Source organism: Streptomyces sp. PL-29 (assembly GCF_058344425.1).
In genome coordinates, this window is the sequence record NZ_CP136996.1 from 48,585 (window position 1) to 65,776 (window position 17,192).

Sequence of the window (17,192 nt, forward strand, 5' to 3'; positions counted from 1 at the left end):
GACAAAACGGAGCAGCGCTCCGGATACTAAATGGAGCAGCGCTCCGTTTCAGGATAACCGAAGCGGGACGCCCCTGACCGCCCTCTCCGCCTGCTGACCGCACGAGTCCGGTGGACGGCAGGCGCCACCGAAAGGGAGCCCACCTCATGAGTACAGCCAGCACCGCCGACGCCCTGGGGACCGTTCCGGTCCTGTCCTTCAGCCCCGTGGTCCTGTCCGTGGCCGGACGCCCCGTAGACCTTCAGCTGCGCGTCTCCGCCCCCGCGACCGGAACGGACCTTCCGGTCATCCTCCTCTCCCACGGCCACGGCCCCTCGAACAACCTCTCCTCGCTCAACGGCTACGCACCGATCGTCAACTTCTGGGCGGCACACGGATTCGTCGTCGTCCAACCCACCCACCTCACTTCCAGCACACTGACCCGCCTGGTCGCCGACGCCCCTGGTGCACCGGACTTCTGGCGCTCCCGCGCCGAGGACATGAGCCACATCCTCGACCGGCTCGACCACATCGAGAGCGCCGTGCCGCAACTCGCCGGACGGATCGACCCCACCAAGGTCGCCGTCGCCGGCCACTCGCTCGGCGGCTTCACCGCCGCCCTCCTGCTGGGCGCCGGACTCACCGACCCCGACACCGGCCGCTTGATACACCTTCACGAGCCCCGGATCAAGGCGGGCGCGCTGCTCGCCCCTCCCGGCAGGGGCGGCGAGGTCTTCAACGGGCCCATGGCCCAGCAGTGGCCGGTGATCGGAGCGGTCGACTTCTCCACGATGAGCACACCGGCGCTGGTCGTCACCGGCGACAAGGACGACCCCCGGCACTTCACGGACATGGGACCGGACTGGCACGCGGACCCCTACACCCTGGCCCCCGGCCCCAAGACCCTGCTCACCCTGTTCGACGCGGAGCACGGGCTCGGCGGGATCGCCGGATACGACGCCGCCGAGACCACCGACGAGAGCCCCGAGCGCGTCGCCGCCGTTGCCCGGCTGACTTCGGCGTATCTCCGCACCCTGCTCCACCCCGGCGACGATGCCTGGCAGACCGCCTACGCGGCACTGACGACGGGAAGCGACCCGGTAGGCCGGGTCGCAGCCAAGTAGGCTCCCTGCCACCGCTTCCGGAAGCCAAGGCGAACCAGCGCTCCGACACGGCCGTCGGCCAGATGGTCACCACCAACCGTGCCTTGCGGTGGGGCCGCTACCGGCCTCGGCCTCTGCAGGTTCGCTCGCCGCCGCGCAGGGATGGTGCAGGGCTGGTGGACTGGTGGACCGCCTGCTCAGCGGGCGGCCCGCTGGTCGTGAACGGCCAGTGACAGCGCCCTCATCGCGGCATGCGCGCGCCCGGCGTCCGCCCCCTCGTCCACCGCCTCCAGTGCGGCGGCCGCCGACACGCGCACCGCCTGTGACAGACCCTCATGCGCGCAGACGCGGTAGGCAACGCCCCGCCGCGCGTCGCGTTCCTCCCCGCTGACGCCGAAAGTCGTCAGGGGGAACACCGCCGCCTGATACGTCGCGACGCTGACCAACACCGCCTCCGCGACGCCCTCCGCATACCCGTCCCCTCCCTCGACACCAGCCCCCGAGGCGGGGGCCGGGGCGGGGTCGGAGCGGAGGAAGGAGGTCACGTGGCGGCGCGAAAGGAACGAACCGACCCCCGCCCCGAGCCCCGCCGCCACCGCGGCCAGCACGCCCAAGGCCCGCCCGCCCAGCAGCCAACCGAAACAGGCCCCGCCCGCCATCCCGCACATCACCAGCACGAACGTGATCATCAAATGGATACGGGCAACGGGCGAAGACCTCATGTCCAGCAGTATGCACACCCGCCCGGCCCGCGCTCCGACGGCGGCCGCACCCTCAAAGTCACCTCAGGTCGAAGAGCAGGTTGACCGAGTTGTAGTAGTCGGGCAGGTGTACCAACTCCGAGCCCGGACGCGGCGGGTCGGCCTTCGGCCAGTTGCGCGGGCCCAGCAGGTGGTCGGCGTAGTCGGTGCGCGGGGCCTTCGGAACGAACCAGACGCGGTACGCACTGTGCCGCGCGTCCGTCTCGAACCGCCAGAGTTGCGTCGCCCGGTCCGCGCCGGTCCGGCAGGAGCGGAGGGTGATTTCGGCGAGGTTCCCGCCGGCGGTGCTTCCCTCCAGACAGGTTCCGGTGTCCGCATTGCGAAGCTGGTAGCTGTTGCCGTGGGCGGGCAGCCGCTGCCACCCCTGGTCCGCCTTCCCGGTGCACTTCTCCAGCACCACCGCGCCGCCGGAATCGTGCCCGCCCAGGCCGACGCACAGCCCCGAGGCAACGTTGACCAGAGCGGCACCGGTGCGATCCGGGGAGGGCGACGCCGAGGTCGACGCCGAGGGCGGCGTGGCGGACGCGGAGGCGGACGGGAGCTTCGTGGCGGGTGCCCGGGCGAAGTCCGCCGAGCCGATGGCCTCGATCGGGACGGCTTCGGGGAGCGGGACCCTCAGGGCTCCGGGCGTGCTGACCGCAGCCGCGTCCGGACCGGCCCCGCTGTTGCCGGAGTCGGCCGGCAGCAGCACCGCCACGGTGGCCGCCGTTCCCGCCAGGGCCGTCGCAGCGGCCCACTTCACGGCTCCGGCCTTGGCTCCGGCGAGCTGAGTACCGTTCAGGGTGGCTGCCGCGAGGTGTGTGCCGTTCCCGCCGAGAGCGGACAGGAAGGAGGCAGGGTTCCACAGCAGGATTCCGCCCAGCAGCAGCACACCCAGGCGGCCGTTGACGTCCCGCAGGTCACGCTGGGCCCGTGCGCACCCGTCGCACCCCTGGAGGTGACGGCCCAGGTCCCGGGTGAGGCGGGTGCCGGGGCGGCGGAGCCTGGCGGCGATCTGCCCTCCGAAGTGGCGACACTCGTCGCTTGCGCTCTGGTCCAGGTGGGCGCGCAGGTACGCCTCTCTCAGGCCCTCCCGTGCACGCGCGACCAGTGAGCCCACCCCGCCCGCCGATATCCCGAGGCGTGCCGCGGTCGCGGCCGCCGGCTCGCCCTCGACGACGGAGTGCCACAGAACGGCCTGCCAGCGCTCCGGCAGCGACTGGTAGGCACGCAGGATCAGCGACCCTTCCTCCTCCGTGAAGACGGCGTCCTCGGTGTCGTGGCCCGCGGAGAGCTGGGCGGCCCATTCCTCGAAGTCGTCGGACAGTCTCGTCCGGGATGCCTCCCGCGCCCAGGTGGCCGCCAGACGGCGCACGCAGGCCAGCAGGTAGGGCCGCCAGGCGTACTCGGGCCCGGCCCCCCAGGCGACGGCCCGGTAGGTACGGGCGAAGGCCTCGGCGGCGAGGTCCTGGGCGGTGGCGAGGTCTCGGCAGCACGTGCGGGCGTAGGCGAGCACCGTGGAATGGTGACGGGCGAACACCTCGTCCATCACGTCGCTGACCACCACGTCGGGCTCCGCGGTATGGCCGCGCAACAGGGCGCAGAGTTCCCCGTCGCTGAGGCTTCGAAGATGCTGCCGGCGGTCGGTGCCCGGTGTAATCAACACTCGCTCCCGTGTGGCTTGCTGGAGACCCGGGCATCAGTGCCGGGTGCACCTGTCATGAGGGTGCGACGCTGCGCCCGAGCGGAATTCGCGCAAGTGTGCACGCTGGCCGGGCTGCAGGCAAGCAGGTTCAGGACCGCCGCGAGGAGTCGGTGAGCACGATCGGACCGGATGCTCCGATCGCGCCAACCAGGCTTCGTAAGGCGGCTCCTGATACGTCAAAACCTGTTATGAGGGCGCAACCAGTTCCTTTTGTAAGCGAGTTGTGGTCGGCCTTTCGGTTCTTCGGATGTCGGTCAGAACGGGAGCGGGCGTCACGGCAGTCGTTCTCCTGCGCGGCGGCGACGCCCTCCGGGCGCGCGTTTCGTTTCGTGGATTCCACCTCCTCACCGACGTTTTTGTCAGGAGGATCACAAGAACCGGAACCCCGGTGAGCGCCTCGCGGGACGCCCGGACCGGCCGCACCGCCCCGCGGTGCCGCGCCCCACGGCCGTACCGCATCGGCGCGCTCACGAAAACTTCACAACTCGGCTTCAGCGTGGCCCGGTCGACGATGCACGGCGTTCCGGACCGATCCACCTGCGCTTCCCCGCCAGGACTCCGGCCCGGCGCCAGAGGGCTTCGACTCGCGGCGCCCTCGGCGGACCGCATGCCATGGGAGCCCTCACCCCGGGCCGCGGTGTGGCTGGAATCCGTCGGGTTCGCAGAACCTGCGGAGCGCGTCGCTCCGCCGGATGCCGCGAAGAGGGGCCCAGGCAGCGGCAGCTGCGGGCAGCGCCTCCACCGGCGAGGGTTCGCAGCCGGGCCGCGCTCCCACCCTGAGGGCTTTCGGCGTGAAACCGGGCCGCCCGTCGGCCACGCTGTCGTGGCGGCAGCGGCAGCGCGGGCGGGTATCCGGCACCCTTGGACCCCCGGGCCGGCACCGCGGGCCGTGCCCGCGTCATGTGCGGCGCGTCTTTGCCCGTTCATGGCCGGCGCATGGCACGGACGCTACGCGCCCGTCGGCCCCTTGTGGGTGAGGCGGCGGGTGGGTCAACCTTGCTGCAGCGCAGCCGAGTTGACGTTCTGTCATGTGCATGTCGCCTGGCTGTCGGCAGCGGCTGCGCTCCATCCCCGAAGTGCACCGCCCATGAGGAGGACCCCCCACATGTCCGTGATGCGTCACACCCGCCGGAGGCTCGCCGGCGTCAGCGCGACCGCGGTCGCGGCCCTCGCGCTCGGCGCGGCCGCCGCCCTGCCCGCCTCGGCCGCCGACAGCGGCGCGCAGGGTGTCATCGAGAACGCAGGGGCGGCCGGGAGCGTCTCCGGCAGCTACATCGTGACCCTGAAGGATTCCGCTGCCCGCTCCACCGCCAACAGTGGCAGGGCCGTGGCCAAGCGGTACGGCGCGAAGATCGACCGGACCTACAGCGCGGCCCTCAACGGCTACTCCGTCAAGGTCTCCGAGGCGCAGGCCAGGAAACTCGCCGCCGACCCGGCCGTCCAGTCGGTCGTGCAGGACCGGGTCTTCACCGTGGACACGACCCAGCCGAACCCGCCGTCCTGGGGCCTCGACCGAATCGACCAGCGGTCCCTCCCTCTCGACAGGAGCTACACCTACCCCGACAAGGCGGGCGAGGGCGTCACTGCGTACATCATCGACACCGGAGTCCGCATCACCCACCAGGACTTCGGCGGTCGCGCCTCCTACGGCTACGACGCCATCGACAACGACAACACCGCCCAGGACGGCCACGGCCACGGCACGCACGTCGCCGGCACCGTCGGCGGATCGGCCTACGGCGTTGCCAAGAAGGCCAAGATCGTCGGCGTCCGTGTCCTCGACAACAACGGTTCCGGCACGACCGCCCAGGTCGTCGCGGGCATCGACTGGGTGACCCGCAACGCCGTCAAGCCCGCCGTCGCCAACATGTCGCTCGGCGGCGGCGCCGACTCGGCACTCGACACGGCCGTCCGCAACTCCATAGCCTCCGGCATCACCTACGGTGTCGCGGCGGGCAACGAGTCGACCAACGCCTCCACCAAGTCCCCGGCACGCGTCGCCGAGGCCATCACCGTCGGCGCCACCACCAGCTCCGACGCCAGGGCGAGTTACTCCAACTACGGCAGCGTGCTGGACCTCTTCGCCCCGGGCTCCTCCATCACCTCCGCGTGGGGCACCGGCGATTCCGCCACCAACACCATCTCCGGCACCTCCATGGCCACGCCCCACGTGGTGGGGGCCGCGGCCCTGTACCTGTCGCAGAACACTTCGAGCACCCCGGCGCAGGTCCGTGACGCCCTCGTGGCGGGCGCCACTCCCAACGTGGTGTCCAGCCCCGGTTCGGGCTCCCCGAACCTGCTGCTCAACGTCGGTGGGGGTGGCACCGTCCCGCCGGGCAAGCGCTTCGAGAACACGGCCGACTACGCGATCAGCGACAACTCGACCGTCGAATCGCCCGTCACCGTCAGCGGGGTCACCGGCAACGCCCCGGCGGCGCTGACCGTCGCGGTCGACATCAAGCACACCTACATCGGCGACCTGAAGGTGGACCTGGTCGCGCCGGACGGCACCCTGTACAACCTGCACAACCGTTCGGGCGGCAGCGCGGACAACATCATCAGGAACTACACCGTCAACGCCTCCTCCGAGGTCGCCAACGGCGTGTGGAAGCTGCGGGGTGAGCGACAACGCGTACCTCGACACCGGGAAAGATCGACTCCTGGGCGCTGCAGTTCTGAGGCAGCACAGGCAGCGGCGCACGACTCCTGAGCCGCGATGAACAGGCGGGGGCGACCATATGGTGGTCGCCCCCGCCGCATCGTTCACGGACGCCAGGGCTCTACGAGGGGCGCAGCGGGTCCGGCCGCGAGCGACCGGCGGCCCGCGCCCCGGCCACCGGTCTAGTCGCGGCCGCCCCCCGCTCCGTCGAGGGCGGTGACCGTGCCGCCGCCCGCGAGGGTCGCGACCAGGGACACCGGGCCGTCGGGTCCGGACCAGGGTGCGGTGAGGGTGCGGTCGGAGGTGGCGGCGCGCACGGCTCCCGTGGCCGTGATCGCGGCGACTTGGCGGCTTCCGGCGGCCAGCAGGTACCAGCGGCCGGCCGGGGAGCGCCAGCGCAAACCCGCGAGGAGGTGCTGGCCGAACCTGCCGCAGGCGGCGGTGGACCGGGCCTTTGCCACGTCCCGGGGCGTTCCGGAAGCCAGCCGCAGGCGGACCGCGACATCGCCGGGCCCGGCCCAGCCGGAGGCCCGGGTGCAGGACCAGACCGCACGGCCCGCGCCGTCGGGCAGTTCGGCGGCCGCGAAGTCCCAGACGTTGACGGCCCGGTAGGCGCCGCCACGCAGATCACCGAGCCGACAGGCCAGCCGCGCCCAGGCCGTGCGGGCCTCGGGAGCGGTGACCTCCCGCGGCTGGCGGGCCGGGACAGCGCCGGGACCGTCCGGGAGCGGGGTGTAGGTCAGGTGTACCGGGGACAGCGCGCCGAGGTCGGTCAGGACGAAGGAGTGCTTCTCGACGATGCGGGTCGAGGAGGTGAGTTCGAGGACGGGCCAGGAGGTACAGGATCCGCCGGCCGGAGGTACCGCGGCCGGGGCGGTGACCCCGTCGGCGGCGACGGCGAGCGGGTGTCCCGTGTCGCCCGCCCGGAGCAGGTCGCGGGTGGCGGTCGTCGCGATCCAGGGGGCGAGGAGGTAGCGGGCCGACGTCCCGTCGGGGGTCCGGGACAGGGTGAGGGCGGCCGCCGTGGTGACCCCGGCGTCGTCGGTGCGGGTGACGTCGAGCGTGCGGCTGCCGCCCGTTGTCCCGGTGGCGCTTTCGCCGTAGCGCACGACGCGGTCCCCGTCGCGCATGAGCACCACCGCGCGGCCGTCCAGTTCGCCCGCGTACAGCAGTTGGGGCGGCTGCGCGGGCGGTTGGGCCGTGGTGCCGGGCGCCGCGGCGACCGGCGTCCTGCCCGGCGCGGCCCAGGTGCCCAGTGCACGGGCCAGCAGGTCGCGGTCGCCGGTCCGGCCGCCGCGGGCGGGCCAGGCGGTGAAGTCGACGCGGGCGGTGTCGGCCCAGGCCTCGGCGGGAACGCGCTGGAGCCGGGCGGGGTCCAGCGCCGTGGAGACCGCGGGCCCGGCGGCCGGCCGCACGCCGGGAGCCGGCCGCGAGCCGTGGACACAGAGCGCGGTGAGGGCCAGCGCCAGGGTGGCGAGACCGGCCCAGCAGGCCCGTGCCCTGCGGCGTCTGCGCAGCAGGTCGGTGGGGCGGGCGCTGACCACGCTGGCGTCGAACTCCGGTCGACGCAACGCCTCGAGGAGTTCCTTCCCGACGGGCAGAGCGAGGGCTTCGTGCAGGGCACCGGCCGGATCGGCCGCCCCTGCCCGGCCGAGGAGGCGTACGAGCTCGTGCTCCGGGAGGTCGTCCAGGTGGTGGAGGACGAACGCCGCACGCACCGGGGCCGGAACACCGCTGAGTGTCCGGGCGGCCTCGTCGATCCCTCCCGCGGGCGGCCACAGCCTCAGCCCCCACACGAAGGGCGGGACGGGCGGCCGGGCGATCCGGCCCCGGAGGGTGCCCGGGGGTCCCGAGGGGGTGAGGGTGGCCCGCAGGACGCGGGCGCGGACCAGCGCGAGGTGCGGGTCGGGCCGGTCGGGCCCGCCCTCTGCGGGGGCCGGTCCCGCCGGTGTGCCGGAGCGGGGCAGCGCCCGCTGCACGGCTTTGTGGGCCAGCAGGACGCGGGTGTGCCGGACCAGCGAGTCCGGGAGCGTCAGGTAGGCGAGCCGGACCAGTCGGGGGTACTGCTCGACCAGGGCCGCCTCGGCGCGCTCGACCCCGGTCGGGCCGAATCTCTGAGAGGTGCTCACGCTGGCGTCAAACGAGTGAATCCTGCGATGGTCACACGCCGCGCTCGCGCACACCGCCGCCGCCGGGCAGCCCGGTCCGGGTCACTCCCCCGTCGCCGCCGTGATGTCCCACCGGGTGATGTCGCCGCTCTCCTGGGCCACGTACAGCGTGCCGTCGCGTCCGAAGGCGAGGCCGTGCGGTTCGCAGTCGGGTCCGGACAGGGCCGTTTCGGTGACCCGGCCGTCCGCGGTGACGCGGCCGATCCGTCCGGTGGCCCAGGCGGTGTACCAGCAGGCGCCGTCGGGTGCCACGGCCACCGCGTGCGGCCGGCACTGAGGGTCCGGCAGCGGGTACGCGGTGACGGCGCCGCCGGGGGGCGAGCGGGTCCAGCCGGCCGATCCGGCCGGAGGCAGCCGGCGCCCTGGCACGCTTCTGGGACGACCGCTACGCGCGCTGCCGCGTCGTCGTCGACCGCGCCACCGCGCGCGGGGAGCTGCCGGGCCCGGCCGACGCCCGAGCCCTGCTGGTCGCCGCCACCGCACCGCTCTACCACGAACTGCTGCTCCTACGGGCCGGCCCGGACCCGGCGCTGCCCTCCCGGTGTGCGTCGGCCGCGGCAGCGGCGGGGCGTGCGGGGGCCTACCGCACAGGCCCACCGGCGAGCACCCGGTGCCACGGCTGACGCGGTCTCAGGCGCCCGGCTCCGGGCCGCCGGGCGGTGCGGCCGGCGGGTTCTGCTCGGCCGGGCCGCCAGGCCGGGTGCCGCCGGTGCGGCGCAGTGCCTGCGCGCCCGCGCTGGGCGCCGTGAGGTGCTCCAGGGTTCCGGTGATCTCCAGGATGCGGTTCAGCTGTACGGTCCGGCCGTCGATGTGGAGCCCCGCGCCCGCCTGGTCGGTGCGTCGACGGACCATCAGCAGCGCCGCCAGGCCGCTGGAGTCGACGGCCGACAGCCCGGCGCAGTCCAGCCGCAGGTCCCGCAGTCCGGGATGGGCAGCGAGGAGGCGGTCGACGGCTTCTACCAGGCGGTCCGCGTGGAGGTGGTCGAGGTCGCCGCTCAGCTCGACGCGCACGGCCTCGTGCGAGGACGAGTACGTCAGGCCGAGCGGGGCGGGGGGCAGGCTCGTCATTCGGCGGTCCCGGCATCGGTGAGAGGGGTACGGGTCAGACCGGAGGCTCCGGCCCGCAGGGTGGCGACGGTGCGGGGGAAGTCCTGCAGTTCACGCTCCAGGATGCGCAGGGCGGGCAACAGCGAGGCGGCCGGCACCCCGCGGGCGTCCAGGACACCGGCGGTCCACAGCAGGAAGCCGCAGAAGAGTTCCCCGTCGCCGGTGTAGAGGGCGGCGGCCAGGAACTCGACGATGTGGGAGAGGTCCTCGGCGGTACGCTCGCGCTGCTCGTCGGTGTACCCGCCCAGGGACGCGGAGGCCTGCTCCAGCTGGTCGAAAACGGCCCGGACCAGCCGCGGGCGGCTCCGGGCGACCAGCGTGTACTCCTGGTCGCCCAGGTGCGGCAGGTCGTCGACGGCATGGTGGCCGGGCCGGGGCCGGGGCAGCGGGCCGCGGGCCAGCTCGTCGGCGGCGGCCCGTGCGTCAGGGGCCCAGGCGTCCGCGCCCAGCAGGCGTGCATAACGGCCTTCCGGGCCGAAGGCGGCGCCGCCCACGATCACGGGGGTCCCGACGGCCTGACAGGCGGTGATGGTCGCGTGTGCGGCGGGCAGCCGGGTCGCGAGGGAGCCGGAGAGGGCCACGGCTTCGGGGCCGGTGCGGTGCAGGTGCGCGACGAGGTGAGGGGCGGGGACCTGCGCGCCGAGGTAGTCGACGTGCCAGCCCCTGATCCGCAGCACCTCGGCCAGGAGCCGGGCGGGCAGGGCGTGCCATTCGCCGTCCACGCAGGCCACCGTGACCCGGCCGCGCGTCGGTTCCGTGCGCGCGGCCGGGTGCAGGGCGACGGCGGCGACGGCGCGGTCGTTGATGGCGGTCGCGGCGTGCTCCTGGGCGACGGTGATGCGGTTCGCCGCCCACTCCCGGCCGACCTTGCCCTGTACGGCGGCGATGACGTCCAGCAGGATGTCCTCCGCCGGCGTGCCCCGGTCCAGTGCGTGCAGCAGCGTACCGACCGTGGCGGCCTCGTCGAACGCCATCACCGACTCCCAGATCCGCGCGCGGAGTTCCTCCGGCGCGGGAGCCGGAGTCCCGGCCCGGGCGGGTGTACGGGCGGGCGCGGGCGCGGGTACGGGGGCAGGAGTCGCGGCGGGGGCCACGCTGCGGTCGTGCGGGCTCACGCGGTGAACCGCCCGCGGGTGTGCCCGTCCACGGCGCTGAGGTGGTTGGTGCGCGGCGCCGAGATGACCACGACGGCCATGTCGTCGTGGCGGCCGGCCCCCACCCACCGGGCGGTGAGCATCTGCACGTGCTCCACCACTGCCTCGGCCGGCATCGCCGCGCACTCCGACAGGGCGCGGCGCAGCCGCTCCTCCCCGAACATCGCGCCGCCCATGGGCCCGCCCCGTGCCTCGCTGATCCCGTCGGTGTACAACACGCAGGTGTCCCCGGGGGCCAGCGTCACGCGGGCCGTCTGCGTGGTGATCCGGGGCAGCGCGCCCACCAGCGTGCCCTTCGTACGGGCCTCCTCCACCCTGCCGTCTGAACGCAGGATCAGCGGGGCGGGGTGTCCGGCGCTCGTCAGGCTCAGCCGCACCGTGTTCCCGTCCCGGGACGCGGAGGCGAGGACCATGGTGGCGAAACGGGTGTTCTCGGAGTTCAGCAGCGAGGTGTTGAGCAGGCTGAGCATCCGGTGGTGGTCGTCGGCCATCGGCAGGAGGGCGTGCAGGGTGTTGCGGATCTTGCCGGTCATCACCGCCGCCTCCAGGCCCTTGCCGCACACGTCCCCGAGGACGACGAGGGAGGGGGCCCCCTCTTCGGCGGCGGGGTGCACGTCGTAGAAGTCGCCGCCGACCCGCTCGTGGTCCTTCGAGGGCCGGTAGCCGCCGGCGTACTCCACTCCGGAAACCTGGTGGAGCGAGGGCGGCAGGAGCTCGCGCATCAGCGTGTCGGTGATCGACGCCTGTTCCGCGTAGAGCCGGGCGGCGGACATCGCGGCGCCGGCCCGGGCGGCGAACAGGCGCGCGAACAACTCCTCTCCTTCGGTGAACGCTTCGGCGCCGTCGGACCGCAGCAGGACCAGGGCACCCGCGGGCACGCCGTGGCCGGGCAGCGGCGTGATGACGATCGACCCCACGGTGTCGAGGCCGTCCGGCACGAGCCAGGCCGGCGCGGCGGACGGGTCGAGCCAGCGGGAGGGGACGGGCGGGAAGCCCTGGAGCGCCTCGGCGAGCCCCGGCACCTCCTCGGGGTCGACGACCACTCGGGACACCACGGGGCTGCCGCCGCGGACGCACGCCACGATCGGCAGCTCGCAGCCGTGCGGCGGGGCGAACACCAGGGCCGCGTCCGCGAGGTGGTCGGCCGCCATCTGCGCCGTGACGTCCATGCACCGGTCGAGGTTGAGGGACGACAGCAGGAGGTTGGAGGAGCGGACCAGGAACTCGGTGCGTTCCCGTTCCGTCCACAGGGCTTCGCGGGCCAGGCGGTGGTCGGTGTCGTCCACGAGCCACCAGACGACCGTCCCGTCGGCCCCGGGCGTCGGGTGTGCCTCGTACGAGCGGTCGCCCACCGGGCCCTTGAGGGTGCCGGCCCGGACGGACGGGCGCTGCGCGGGCAGCTGCGTGGTGCAGCGCGCGTGCGCCGACGCAAGCCATCCGGGGACCGCGTCCGCCATCGACGCGCCCGGGCGGGCGTCCGGGAAGACCAGTCCGGCGGCTTCGTTGGCGTGGAGCACGACGGCGCCGGCGTCGGCCACCAGCACCGGGTAGGGGGCCTGACTCCAGGACAGGCCCGCGGTGGGCGGGTTCGACGTCGTCTCGGTGGAAGGAACCAAACCTTGAAGGTCCGCTGCGCGGACCCCTCACCTCTTCATCGCGTTCAGCACGTCGGACGGACCTCGGAACAACTTCGGCACCGGCATCGGCGCGATAGTTGCCCTCCGGCAACCATCCTCCATGGGCCGTGCACCGTGCAACCCCGCCCGGGCCGGACGTGGGAACGAGGATTCATCCCTGAGGGGTGTTCCGATGTCGGTCCGCACGTCCTGCGGGCACCCGGTCGCCAGGCCCGCGCCCTATGTAGGAGGATGGCCCGGTGACCGGAGAGGAAGCGGCTGTCGCCACGACCACGGAACGCGACGCGCCCGTCGTCGGCCTGCGCGGCGGAGCCGACGAGGGCAACCCCCCGCTCCTGGCCCGTGCCGCCGCCCGAGCAGCGGTGGGCGGCCTGCGGCGGACCGCCGTACGGCGATTGTTCGAGCCGCCCGGATCCGCACCGTCGTTCGGCACGGCCGGCGGCGCGACGACCGCGACCGCATGCTGAGCGTTCCCGCCCGCTCCCGAGCGGACCGCCGCGATCCGGCCCGTGCGTCCACGGGCGGGCGGTGAGCATGATCCCACCCCCGTCGCCCGAAGCCTCCCGGGGCGCGCAGCAGCAGCGTGAGGGCACCGGCGGTCACCGGCCCGCCGCTCCGCCCGGCACCGCGGCCGCGGCCCGTGAGCAGGTCCGTCAACTGCTGCTCCGCGCCGGGGTGGACCTCGGCAGTGCCACCGCCGCGGATGCTCTGCTCGTCACGTCGGAACTGGTCACCAACGCGATCCGGCACGGTGCCGGCGTCACCGCCTTCCGGGCCGACATCGCGGACGACGTCCTGCGGCTGTCCGTCAGCGACGCCAGCCCCCGCCTGCCCGCGGCCCGTACGGGCACGGTCGAGCAGCCCGGCGGGTACGGCTGGCCGCTCGTCCAGCGTCTGACGGAACAGGTCGACTGCACCGCCCGTCCCGACGGAAAGACCATCACGACGGCCCTCCGCCTGAGCTGACCCGCTCCGGTAGGGGCCGCGGCGGCAGAAGGCAGCCGCGGCGGGCCGGCGCCCGGCTCCGGTCAGGCGGTCCTGCCGGTGAACGACTCCGGAGCCGGCAGCCGCAGCGGCTCCGCGACCGCCGCGCAGAAGGCGGCGAGCCCCGCCGCCAGGGCGGCGCGGGAGGCCTGCGGCATCGCGGCCATGGCCTCGGCCAGCACCTGCTGCCTGCGGGCGCGCAGCCGTGCGAGGTACGTCCGGCCCGCGGGCGTCAGCTGGAGCAGCACCTCACGTCGGTCGTCGCAGCCGGGATGTCGTTCGAGGAAGCCGACGGCCTGGAGGCGGTCGCAGAGCCGCGTGACGGACGGCGGGGCGGCCTCCAGCAACCTGCCGAGCTCACGCAGGTTCAGCTGGCCGTTGCCCTCCACGAGGAACAGGACCCGGGCCTGCGCGGAGGAGACGGGCTGGTCGCTGACCGTGTCCCGGCCCCGCTCCCAGACCACCTCCAACAGCTCGATCAGCTCGCTCATCTCCCCCACCGCCGACACAGCGGGCCGCGGGGAGCCGATCGACGGCTGACTCATGTGACACTCCCTACCGGACGTACGCGCAGCCTTCCCCGGCGGGCCGGCGGCTCCGTCGTCCCCCATCTTGGCAGTTGCGAGGAAGACAGGTGCGGGGCCGGTGACCGAAGGCGAACACAGCGAGGGTGGCGGGAACGTGGAACGCCGGCTGCGCGAGGCGGCGCCGCACGAACTCTTCGAGGAAGTCCGCGGCGTCCTCACCCGCGACCACGGGGCGGCCAGCGCGGAACTGCTCATGGCGGACTACGCCTGCGCCCGGCTGCAGCCGGTCACGGCACGCCCCTTCACCGTCGATTCCGTGTCGGCGTACAACAGCGCCGAGGGCCGGGCCTTCGGCGCCCAGGAGCCGCACGTGGTGTCCGGGGCGGACGGAGCCACCGTCCACCTGCCGGTGAGCGTGCGCGGCGACCGGATCGGGGTCCTGAGCGTCCGCTACCCGGCCGGAGTCCGGGTCGGCGCACTGCTCGGACCGCTGCAGGACGTGGCGGACGCGCTGGCCCACGAGATCGTCGTCGCCGACCGCGACACCGACTTCTTCCTCCAGGCGCGCCGGGCGAGGCGGCTCACCCTGGCCGCCGAGATGCAGTGGCAGCTGCTGCCCGGGCGCTCCTGCTCGCGGCCCGAGTACGACCTCGGGGCCCAGCTGGAGCCCGCGTACGCCATCCACGGCGACAGCTTCGACTGGTCGGCCTCCGCCGACCACCTGACGCTGACCGTCAACAACGGCATGGGTGAGGGCATCGACGCCGCTCTGCTGACCAGTCTCGCCGTCAGCGCCCTGCGCAACGCCCGGCGGGCCGGACTCGGCCTCGCCGACCAGGCGGCGCTGGCGGACCAGGCCCTCTACGGCCAGTACCAGGGGCGGCTGCACCTGGCGATGCTGCTGCTCCGCTTCGACCTGGACACCGGCGAGGCCGAGGTGATCGACGCCGGGTCGCCCCGGATCTGGCGGCTGCGCGGGGGCACGCTGGAACCCTTCGGGCTGGAGGCGCAGCTGCCGCTCGGGATGTTCGAGGACACGGTCTACACCTGCCAGCGCTTCCGGATCCTGCCCGGGGACCGGCTGTTCTTCCTGAGCGACGGCGTCTACGACGTCCTTTCCCCGGCGGGCGAGCGCTACGGGCTGCATGCCCTGGCCCGGGCGGTCGCGAGCACCCGGCTGCTGCCTCCCTCGCAGGTGCCCCGCGCGCTGCTGGAGGAACTGCCCGGTTTCCGGGGCGGTGTGGACGCGACCGACGACGCGATGGTCGTCTGCCTGGACTGGCACGGCAGGCCGGGTACGCAGCCCGGCGGCGGCGAGCGGTAGGCGCGGCGCAGGACGGGGTGCGGCGCGGGGTGGACCGCGCGGTGGGGCGGACCGCGGCGCGGGGTGGGCCGCCCGGACGGGCGGGTGGCACAGTGGTGGCATGGCCCGTCCCGGCCGCTCCGACGCGTACGAGGACCCGGCCGCGGTCCTCGCCGCCGCGGCGGAGCTCCTCGCCGTGCTGCATGCCAGGGGCCAGGACGGCGTGAAACCCGCCGTGTCACCGTCGCAGCTGCGGGCTCTGCTCGCCGTCGAGGGGGCCGAGGGCGTCAATCTGCGGACCCTGGGCCACGTGCTCGGTGCCCGTCCGCCGTCGGTCACCCGGCTCTGCGACCGGCTGGAGGCCATGGGGCTACTGACCCGCTCACCGCATCCGGCGAGCCGGCGCGAGGTGGAGGTGCGGCTCACGCCGTGGGGGCGTGCGCTGCTGGAGGAGCGGCGCGAGATCCGGATACGAGAGCTGTCAGCGGTGCTCGGCCGGATGGCACCCGAGGCCGTGGACGCACTGACCGCGGGCCTGACGGCGTTCCGGGAGGCGGCCGGGCAGCCGTCCCCGGCCCGGATCCCCGACAGCGCCTGACCGGCGGCCGCGGGGGGCTTGCCGGGCCCGTCCGTCGGCATGGCAGAATCATTGAGTTCGTAAAATATTGTCTTCCGGCAAATGATCACTCTAGGCTTACCCGACGGAGCCAGGCGTCCGTCGGGCGTCCGCCGTCCGGACAAGAAGGGACAGACGCGACGCCATGGTGAGCATCTCCGGGCTCGGGGCCCAGCGCCCGGCCGCCCGTGCACCGCAGCAGGCGATGATCCGGCCCCGGCCCGCGTCCTCCGGCCAGCCGGGCGACTCGCTGGCGCTGTGGAACGGCATCCCTCCGTACGTCCTGCTCATCGAGGACGACGAGGGCGATGCGGTGCTCGTCGAGGAGCTCGTGGAGGACAGCGGGATCGAGGTCCGCCTCGGCCGGGCCCGGTCCCTCGCCGACGCACTGCGGCTGCTGCAGGCCGAGGCGCCGGAGTGCGTCCTCCTCGACCTGCACCTGCCGGACGCACAGGGCCTGGACGGGCTGGAAAAGGTCCTTGCCGTGTCCGCCGAGGCCGCGGTCGTGGTCCTGACCGGCCTGTCGGAGGAACAGGCGGGCCTGACCGCCGTCGCGGCCGGAGCCCAGGACTATCTCGTCAAGGGACGTCTGGAAGCCGACGTCTTCATGCGCGCCATCCGCTACGCGATCCAGCGCAAGCGCACCGAACTGGCGGCCGTCGCCCTCCAGGCGAGCAGGCTCCGCGCCGAGGAGAACGCACGCCTCGAACGCGGCCTGCTTCCCACGCCGTTACTGCTGGACAATGCGCCCGATGCCGTCAGTGTCTGCGCCCGCTACCATCCCGGGCGCGCCCAGACGCTGCTGGGCGGGGACTTCTACGACGTCGTCCAGACCCCCGACGGGGCCACGCACGCCGTCGTCGGCGACGTGTCGGGCCACGGCCCCAGCGAGGCGGCGCTCGGCGTGTGCCTGCGCGTAGCCTGGCGGTCCTTCGTCATGGCGGGCGCCCGGGGCGCCGAACTACTGGGACTTCTGGAACGGATCCTGCTGGCGGAGCGCTCCGGCCCGGAGATCTTCGCCACACTGGTCTCCCTCACCCGCCCCGTCGGCACCGGCACCGTCCGCGTGCAACGCGCCGGACACCCGGGCTTCCTGGTCCGCTCCGCGGCCGGTGTGGAGCTGCGTACCGTTCCGGGAGGGCCCGCGCTGGGCATCGTGCCCGGCTGGGGCGCCGGCTGGCCCGTCACCGACGTACCCGTGGAGGCCGGCCACGCCGTGATGCTCTTCACCGACGGGCTGATCGAGGGGCGTGTCGGTCCCGGCCCCGACCGCCTCGACGAGGAGGGCCTCCTGGAGATCGCCCGCCGCCACGCCGGCCTCGCCGCCGAACCGTTCGTCGACACCCTCATCCAGGCGGCACAGGGCCTCGCCGCGGACTGGGGTGGCCTGGCCGACGACGTCGCCGTCCTCCACCTGGAATGGAACTCCCCCACGTGACCTCCCCCGCACAGCCGCCCGAAGCACCCCGAGGACGCACCCCGGGGCGCCGAGGACCGAGCCTCCGGAGCT

General features: G+C 73.8%; 15 protein-coding genes and 1 pseudogene. 8 read left to right on the forward strand and 8 right to left on the reverse strand.

The genetic code is table 11. From position 1 onward, the window contains the following. The first annotated feature begins 146 nt into the window (after window positions 1-146). Window positions 147-1,103 carry an alpha/beta hydrolase family protein gene (locus tag R4Z63_RS00255; protein ID WP_384452244.1) on the forward strand — a complete coding sequence of 319 codons (957 nt, stop codon included), beginning with the start codon at window positions 147-149 and terminating at the stop codon, window positions 1,101-1,103. A 176-nt stretch (window positions 1,104-1,279) separates the two neighbouring features. Here R4Z63_RS00255 and R4Z63_RS00260 read toward each other — a convergent pair whose 3' ends face one another. Beyond that, window positions 1,280-1,804, reverse strand: coding sequence for a hypothetical protein (locus R4Z63_RS00260; RefSeq protein WP_384452241.1), 525 nt, complete (start codon window positions 1,802-1,804; stop codon window positions 1,280-1,282). 58 nt (window positions 1,805-1,862) lie between these two features. Next, window positions 1,863-3,389, reverse strand: a complete 1,527-nt coding sequence (locus tag R4Z63_RS00265) for a sigma-70 family RNA polymerase sigma factor (RefSeq protein ID WP_491522501.1) — start codon at window positions 3,387-3,389, stop codon at window positions 1,863-1,865. A gap of 1,243 nt (window positions 3,390-4,632) precedes the next feature. On the opposite strand from R4Z63_RS00265, the pseudogene R4Z63_RS00270 reads away from it, so the two are divergent. Then, window positions 4,633-6,206: pseudogene (locus tag R4Z63_RS00270) on the forward strand (S8 family peptidase). 162 nt (window positions 6,207-6,368) lie between these two features. Here the strand turns inward: R4Z63_RS00270 and R4Z63_RS00275 are convergent. Next, window positions 6,369-8,315, reverse strand: a complete 1,947-nt coding sequence (locus R4Z63_RS00275; RefSeq protein WP_384452232.1) for a hypothetical protein — start codon at window positions 8,313-8,315, stop codon at window positions 6,369-6,371. 81 nt (window positions 8,316-8,396) lie between these two features. After that, window positions 8,397-8,723, reverse strand: coding sequence for a virginiamycin B lyase family protein (locus R4Z63_RS00280; protein ID WP_491522502.1), 327 nt, complete (start codon window positions 8,721-8,723; stop codon window positions 8,397-8,399). On the opposite strand from R4Z63_RS00280, the gene R4Z63_RS00285 reads away from it, so the two are divergent. Next, window positions 8,693-8,977 (forward strand): TetR-like C-terminal domain-containing protein, encoded by a 285-nt coding sequence (locus tag R4Z63_RS00285; protein WP_384452340.1) that lies wholly within the window; start codon window positions 8,693-8,695, stop codon window positions 8,975-8,977. The genes R4Z63_RS00280 and R4Z63_RS00285 overlap by 31 nt on opposite strands. Window positions 8,978-8,984: 7 nt before the next feature. On the opposite strand, the gene R4Z63_RS00290 is transcribed toward R4Z63_RS00285, so the two are convergent. From R4Z63_RS00290 to R4Z63_RS00300, 3 genes are all read right to left on the reverse strand, one after another. Beyond that, a complete protein-coding gene (locus tag R4Z63_RS00290) occupies window positions 8,985-9,422 on the reverse strand; it encodes an STAS domain-containing protein (RefSeq protein WP_384452226.1) in 438 nt (145 codons plus the stop codon). Then, the gene (locus tag R4Z63_RS00295; protein WP_106967601.1) at window positions 9,419-10,435 is read right to left on the reverse strand and encodes a cobalamin B12-binding domain-containing protein; all 1,017 of its coding nucleotides are present in this window, start codon (window positions 10,433-10,435) and stop codon (window positions 9,419-9,421) included. Before R4Z63_RS00295 ends, R4Z63_RS00290 begins: the two co-directional genes overlap by 4 nt. Before the next feature lie 137 nt (window positions 10,436-10,572). Beyond that, entirely contained in the window at window positions 10,573-12,072 is a 1,500-nt protein-coding gene (locus tag R4Z63_RS00300; protein ID WP_384452336.1) for a PP2C family protein-serine/threonine phosphatase, read from the reverse strand. 419 nt (window positions 12,073-12,491) lie between these two features. Between R4Z63_RS00300 and R4Z63_RS00305 the strand changes: the two genes are divergently transcribed. Both R4Z63_RS00305 and R4Z63_RS00310 read left to right on the forward strand, forming a co-directional pair. After that, window positions 12,492-12,719 carry a hypothetical protein gene (locus tag R4Z63_RS00305; protein ID WP_384452223.1) on the forward strand — a complete coding sequence of 76 codons (228 nt, stop codon included), beginning with the start codon at window positions 12,492-12,494 and terminating at the stop codon, window positions 12,717-12,719. Window positions 12,720-12,786: 67 nt separating this feature from the next. Beyond that, the gene (locus R4Z63_RS00310; protein ID WP_384452221.1) at window positions 12,787-13,218 is read left to right on the forward strand and encodes an ATP-binding protein; all 432 of its coding nucleotides are present in this window, start codon (window positions 12,787-12,789) and stop codon (window positions 13,216-13,218) included. 62 nt (window positions 13,219-13,280) lie between these two features. Here R4Z63_RS00310 and R4Z63_RS00315 read toward each other — a convergent pair whose 3' ends face one another. Further along, window positions 13,281-13,781 (reverse strand): MarR family winged helix-turn-helix transcriptional regulator, encoded by a 501-nt coding sequence (locus tag R4Z63_RS00315; protein ID WP_384452218.1) that lies wholly within the window; start codon window positions 13,779-13,781, stop codon window positions 13,281-13,283. A 100-nt stretch (window positions 13,782-13,881) separates the two neighbouring features. On the opposite strand from R4Z63_RS00315, the gene R4Z63_RS00320 reads away from it, so the two are divergent. From R4Z63_RS00320 to R4Z63_RS00330, 3 genes are all read left to right on the forward strand, one after another. Next, on the forward strand, window positions 13,882-15,087 hold the full coding sequence (locus R4Z63_RS00320) for a PP2C family protein-serine/threonine phosphatase (protein WP_384452215.1): 1,206 nt from the start codon (window positions 13,882-13,884) through the stop codon (window positions 15,085-15,087). A gap of 100 nt (window positions 15,088-15,187) precedes the next feature. Further along, on the forward strand, window positions 15,188-15,664 hold the full coding sequence (locus tag R4Z63_RS00325) for a MarR family winged helix-turn-helix transcriptional regulator (protein WP_491522503.1): 477 nt from the start codon (window positions 15,188-15,190) through the stop codon (window positions 15,662-15,664). Window positions 15,665-15,887: 223 nt separating this feature from the next. Further along, window positions 15,888-17,120 carry a PP2C family protein-serine/threonine phosphatase gene (locus R4Z63_RS00330; RefSeq protein ID WP_384452332.1) on the forward strand — a complete coding sequence of 411 codons (1,233 nt, stop codon included), beginning with the start codon at window positions 15,888-15,890 and terminating at the stop codon, window positions 17,118-17,120. Window positions 17,121-17,192 lie beyond the last annotated feature (72 nt).